The 5,416-nt window shown below is 67.8% G+C and carries 6 protein-coding genes; all 6 read left to right on the plus strand.

The genetic code is table 11. The annotated features are described in order from the left end of the window. Positions 1 to 117 precede the first annotated feature (117 nt). The 6 genes from C5N14_RS29460 (at position 118) to C5N14_RS29485 (ending at position 5,316) form a co-directional block, all read left to right on the plus strand. Positions 118 to 435 (plus strand): WXG100 family type VII secretion target, encoded by a 318-nt coding sequence (locus C5N14_RS29460; protein WP_117672888.1) that lies wholly within the window; start codon positions 118 to 120, stop codon positions 433 to 435. A gap of 68 nt (positions 436 to 503) precedes the next feature. Then, entirely contained in the window at positions 504 to 791 is a 288-nt protein-coding gene (locus C5N14_RS29465; protein ID WP_091644242.1) for a WXG100 family type VII secretion target, read from the plus strand. A gap of 203 nt (positions 792 to 994) precedes the next feature. Beyond that, the gene (locus C5N14_RS29470; protein ID WP_117672890.1) at positions 995 to 1,366 is read left to right on the plus strand and encodes a hypothetical protein; all 372 of its coding nucleotides are present in this window, start codon (positions 995 to 997) and stop codon (positions 1,364 to 1,366) included. 2 nt (positions 1,367 to 1,368) lie between these two features. Continuing rightward, complete coding sequence (locus tag C5N14_RS29475) at positions 1,369 to 4,488, plus strand: hypothetical protein (protein ID WP_117672892.1); 3,120 nt, start codon at positions 1,369 to 1,371, stop codon at positions 4,486 to 4,488. A gap of 67 nt (positions 4,489 to 4,555) precedes the next feature. Then, the gene (locus tag C5N14_RS29480) at positions 4,556 to 4,978 is read left to right on the plus strand and encodes a YbaB/EbfC family nucleoid-associated protein (RefSeq protein ID WP_117672894.1); all 423 of its coding nucleotides are present in this window, start codon (positions 4,556 to 4,558) and stop codon (positions 4,976 to 4,978) included. Beyond that, positions 4,975 to 5,316 (plus strand): hypothetical protein, encoded by a 342-nt coding sequence (locus C5N14_RS29485; RefSeq protein WP_117672896.1) that lies wholly within the window; start codon positions 4,975 to 4,977, stop codon positions 5,314 to 5,316. The genes C5N14_RS29480 and C5N14_RS29485 overlap by 4 nt, the downstream gene beginning before the upstream one ends. Positions 5,317 to 5,416: the final 100 nt, after the last annotated feature.

A 5,416-nucleotide genomic window follows, 5' to 3' on the forward strand; every position in this document is an offset into this window, starting at 1 on the left:
GGCCGCGGGATACCCGAACGTCCCGCCGCCGTGGCCCGCCCCTCCGGACGGCACGGCAGGCGCGAGCACATGTCCCACCGATCGCAACAACACGACCGATAGAAGACGAGGAGAGTCATGCCAGTCAACCAGCAGGGGATCGTCGCCGATGAGGCGACCATCAAGGGCATGGTCATGGCGTTCGGCCAGGCGCAGGCCGAGGCCAAGAACAGCCAGCAGGCCGTCACGGCCGCCAGCAGCAACCTGTCCGCCCAGTGGCAGAGCGACTCGGCCGCGCCGCGGTTCCTCCAGGCCGTCCAGCAGTGGCTGAACGGCTTCCAGAAGGTCCAGGCGGGCCTGGACATGCTCAACCAGAACATGCAGCAGTACGCGCAACTGACCACCACGACCGAAGACGACAGCGCCATGCGGGCCGGCGGCTGGGCCGTCGGCTGACCGCCGAGCCCTCACCTGTGAAAGCCGGGCCGACGAACCCGGACCGACGAACGACAAGGAGGCCGAGAATGGCCAACTACAGCATTAACCCCGCTGCGGTTCAGGCGGTCGCCGACGAAATGGCCAGGGAGACCCGCGAACTCGACCAGTCGCTGGCGAACCTCCAGACCTCGGTGGCGAGGTTCACCGCAGCCAACAACGGTCAGGCGCCGGAAGCCTACAAGGCCGCCCAGGCGCTGTGGAACCAGGGGCAGCAGGAGATGAGGGCGGCCCTGGCCCTGGGGCAGCAGCGCCTTCAGGAGATCAACGTGAACTACCAGCACGGCGACAACCGGGGCGCGGCCATCTTCAGTTAGCAGCCCGCCGAACCGACGTCGCGCGAGGTCGGGACGGCAGTTCCGCCGAGCCGCTTCCGGGTCAGACGCGCTGGTCCACCGCACCGCCGGGTGGACCAGCGCGTCTGACCCACCGCTGTCCACGGACTCGCCCGGACTCCGGCTTCCGTCGGTTGAGGACAGCCGAGTCCCGCTGACCCGTCTCCATTCGAGAGGAACACACGATGAAGAACATCGTCATCAACGAGAGCTACCTGCGGAAGCTGCACGGCACCTACACCAAGCAGGTCGACGAGATCGATCTGATGTACGGCAAGAACTACCCGTACGGCTCCCTGCCGGATTCGACTGTCGACATCACCAAGCAGTTCAAGCTGCGCCTCGGCGGTAAGGGCTTCACCGAGGCGGAGGACCTGACGGGGGCGATCGACGTCGTCCGGGCCGGCCTGGCCAACCGGCTCAAGGGCGCGCGGGGCGAGCTCAACAACCTGGAGCACGGCATCAAGTTCCTGCTCGCCGACTCCGACGCCGTCGAGCAGACGAGCACGCTGAGCGCCGAGCAGTTCGAGTACTTCATGCCCAAAGCCGGGGGTTAGTCATGGCGAACACCGCGACGTTCGAGGATGCCCTGGCGAGCATTCTGGGGCTGGTGCTCGGCGGTGGAGAGGGCGGGGAAAAGGCTTCCATCAACGACAACTTCCGACCGCGGAGCATCAAGGGGCCCGGTTACTGGCTGATCACCCAGACGAGCACGCTCAAGCACACCGGCAGTTGGATGCCGGAGTACAACAAGGACGCGGTCACCTTCTACCGGTGGAAGCAGAAGGGGGCTACCAAGCACATCACCCGGGTGACGGTGTGGGTGGGCGTGACCAGCAAGGACGACACCCAGGGGCAGAAGGGCAACTCCACCGACCCGGGGAACTCGACCAACGCCGACGGCAACCCGGTCGTCGCGCTCGGCAACGCGTGGGAGCGGATGATCGCCGACCTGCCCAAGGTGGCCGGGCCGAACAAGACGTTCGACCCGGACTCGATCGGGTCGGTCCGGGAGATCCTGGGCAACCTGACCACCCACGCGCTGGGGATCTCGAGCGAGCTGACCGATCAGGTCAAGTCGGTGAACGTGAAGAGCCCCGACTTCAAGGGCTCCGCCGAATCGGCCTGGCGCCACCGGGTGCAGGAGGCGAACAAGTACCTCGCCGACATTTTGCCCCAGTTCAAGCAGTGGGACACCTCGCTGGCCCAGGTCGAGCAGGCCATGAGGGACTTCATCACGGCGGTGGCCGACACCTTCGAGAAGTGGTCCTCGATCCACCCGGCCGGCATCTGGCAGCACCCGTACCGGGTCATCGCCACCATGTTCAACGAGAGCACCCTCCAGTACGGCGACCTGCACGACGGCCAGTCGAACGCCTGGGACCTGGGTCAGCAGTACGCCGACACCGGGGACAAAGAAGGAACCGAATACCGTGGCACCAAGTTCGGTGGATCGGACGCGGGTACCGTCATGTGGACGCCGCCCGCGTGGGTGAAGTACCACTCGTTCGACGCCTTCAGCATCCCCGAGTGGAACAAGCTGGACCAGCATCTGCGCCAGATGTGGGCCGACAACGCCCTCAAGACCTTCGAGCCGGCGGTGCTCGCGGCGAAGAAGTTGGTGTCGGTGTTCGCCGAGGCGCGCAACCCGATGAGCATCACCGACCCGAAGCCGGTGCCACCGAATCCGATGCCCAACGACGTGGGGATGCCCAACGGCGGCTTCCCCAACAACCCGTTCGGGAACATGGGTAACCCCTTCGCCAACTGGGGCGACCCGTTCGCGAACATGGGCAACCCCTTCGCGAACATGGGTAACCCGTTCGCGAACGTGGGCAATCCTTTCGCAAACGTGGGTAACCCCTTCGCGAACATGGGCAACCCGTTCGCGAACGTGGGTAATCCCTTCGCGAACGTGGGAGCGAACTTCGGCAACCCGTTCCCCAACGGCGGCGGCCTGGGTAACCCGTTCGCCAACGGCACCGGTGGCGGTGCCTTCTTCCCCACCAGCCTGGTGCCCAACTCGGGTGCCGGTGGTGGTGCGGGTAATCCGTTCGCCAATGGCTTGGGTGGTTCCTTTGCTGCCGGTGGCGCGGAGAATCCGTTCGGTGGTGGCGCCGGCGGCGGCCTTCCCACCAGCCTGATGCCCAATTCGGGCGATGCGTTTGGTGGTGGTGCGGGTAATCCGTTCGCCAATGGCTTGGGTGGTTCCTCTGCTGGCGGTGGCCTGGAGAATCCGTTCGGTGGTGGCGCCGGCGGCGGCCTACCCGCCGACCTGAAGGTCAAGTCGGGCATGCCGTCCGAGGGTGGTGGTGCGGGTAATCCGTTCGCCAATGGCGGCTTGGATGCTGTGGTTGGCGGCGGTGGCGCGGGCGATCCGTTTGGCGGCGGTGGCGCGAACGGTCTTCCTCCCGTTCCGACCCCCGAACCGGTCGTACCGTCTGCCGGCGGTGGCCTGGAGAATCCGTTCACCGGCGGTGGCGGGGGCAGTTCCCTGCCGACCAACAACTTCGGGATCTCCCGCAAGCCGTCCGGGCCGCAGTCGTTGGGTGACCTGACGCCGTCCCAGTTGGAGCAACTGGACAAGGCCGGGCTGCTGGACGATGTGCCGCTGACGGCTGAGCAGGCTGACTACCTGCGGAAGAACGGTCTGTCGCCGGGGGGTGCGACCAACCTCGGTCAGCTCAGTCCGGATCAGCTCGACGCGTTGGAGCGCGGCGGGCTGCTGGACGAGACCCCCCTCACCAACGACCAGCGGGCGAAGCTCGGCCTGAACGGGCCGCAGTCGTTGGGTGACCTGACGCCGTCCCAGTTGCGGCAACTGGACGGGGCGGGGCTGCTGGACGATGTGCCGCTGACGGCTGAGCAGGCTGACTACCTGCGGAAGAACGGTCTGTCGCCGGGGGGTGCGACCAACCTCGGTCAGCTCAGTCCGGATCAGCTCGACGCGCTGCAACGCGGCGGACTGCTGGACGAACTCCCACTGTCGCCCGCCGAGCGGGCGAAACTCGGGCTGCCGCCCAACCCGTCGGGGAGTTCCGGCGGGGCCGGATCAGTGCCGGGTCTGAACACGGGCAGGTTGCCGTGGCCCGACCCCGGGCCGACGGCGCCGGTGGACCGGAATCCGTTCCCGACCACGGTCGACGGCAAGAATGTGTCGCCCAAGCCGGGTATGACCGGGAGCATCACCGCCCCTCCGGCATTCGGCGACGTCACGAGACCCGGTTCGGCCAGCTTCCCGCAGGTTCCCGGGGTGCAGGTCGGCACCGGGGGTCTGTCGGCGGTGCCGGGTGTATCCGGCTCGCCCGGGGCGCTGAACCCGGACAAGCTGGGGGTGCCCGTCGGAGGCCCGGTCGGGACCAACCTGAATTCAGGTCCGGGTGCCGGTCCTGGTCTCCCGCAGCCCGGCGGGGGCGGTATGCCGGGCGGTGGGATGCCGTTCATGCCCCCGATGATGCCGGGCATGGGTGGCGCACCCCAGCCCGGAAAGGACCGTGACCGCCAGCGCAGCACCTGGCTGAAGGAGGACGAGAAGGTCTGGGGCACCGACCCCGACTGTGCGCCCGCGGTGATCGGCCGGCGCGGTCGGGACACCCGGGTCGAGGACGACGAGTTCGGCATGCCGGTCGACGAGCGCCCCGGCAGCCAGGACGAACGCCGCCGGTACCGGGGCCGGTGAACACTGTTTCACCGAAGTGAACCCGGTGCCGCAGGTCAGCCGTGGGATAGCAGAGGAGGTAATCGGGATGAGCATGTTGGGCGACGAGGAACTGTTGGCTGAGATGCGTGCGGCCCTGAAGGACGTCGAGGAGGCGACCGACCGGGTACGCCGGCGTGTGGCTCGGGCGCAGACCACCGTGGAGGACAAGAAGAAGCTGTTGTCGGTGACCGTGGGTGGGCACGGCGAGCTGACCCGGATCACCTTCAACGGGGACGCCTACCGGCGACTCGCGCCAGCCGAACTGGCCGACCTGATCGTGACGACGGCGCGCACCGCTCGCGAGAAGGCCCAGCGTAAGACGATGGCCGGCACCGCCGAGCTGACGCGTCACCTCAGCGGCCTCGACGACGCCGCGCAGTCGGCCGAGAGCATCGAGGAACTCGTCGAGGGCATCGCCAGCATGGTTTCCCGCGGTGCCGAGCGGCGGACCGGGTCGGCGGCGTCATGAGCGGATCACGGATCGAGTTCAACGGGGACGCCCTGGCCCAGCAGGTGCCGTTGGTGGGCCAGTTCAAGGAGCACCTGATCGGCACGGTGGACCCGGTGCGCCAGATCGCCGAGTGCCGGTGGGCGGCCGGCGTCCCCGCAAACGACGAACTGAGCCTGCTGGCCCGCGCGGCCGTGCAGCAGGTGCTCGCGGGCATCGTGCTCGCGGCGTACGCCAAGTTGGCAGAGGCGGCCGGATTCCAGGGCGAGAAGTTGGACCTGGTTCGCCGTGTCGGGGAGAACACCGAGGCCACCGGCACCGAACTGGTCCCGGACATGAGCGGTGGCACGCGGGGCTGATCCGCGCAGACGAGACAGCCGAGGGCTGGGGCGGTGTCTGCGCCGCCGAGTGATTCGCACTGAGTGCCCCTGATCGGGGGCGGGGAAGGGACGTTACGCG

Origin of the sequence: Micromonospora sp. MW-13 (genome assembly GCF_003434305.1) — a bacterium.
In the GTDB taxonomy this organism is placed as follows: domain Bacteria; phylum Actinomycetota; class Actinomycetes; order Mycobacteriales; family Micromonosporaceae; genus Micromonospora.

Coding starts and splice junctions, on each gene's coding strand:
- C5N14_RS29475 (WP_117672892.1), top strand. CDS start 1,369: ATGGCGAACACCGCGACGTTCGAGGATGCCCTGGCGAGCATTCTGGGG.
- C5N14_RS29465 (WP_091644242.1), top strand. CDS start 504: ATGGCCAACTACAGCATTAACCCCGCTGCGGTTCAGGCGGTCGCCGAC.
- C5N14_RS29460 (WP_117672888.1), top strand. CDS start 118: ATGCCAGTCAACCAGCAGGGGATCGTCGCCGATGAGGCGACCATCAAG.
- C5N14_RS29485 (WP_117672896.1), top strand. CDS start 4,975: ATGAGCGGATCACGGATCGAGTTCAACGGGGACGCCCTGGCCCAGCAG.
- C5N14_RS29480 (WP_117672894.1), top strand. CDS start 4,556: ATGAGCATGTTGGGCGACGAGGAACTGTTGGCTGAGATGCGTGCGGCC.
- C5N14_RS29470 (WP_117672890.1), top strand. CDS start 995: ATGAAGAACATCGTCATCAACGAGAGCTACCTGCGGAAGCTGCACGGC.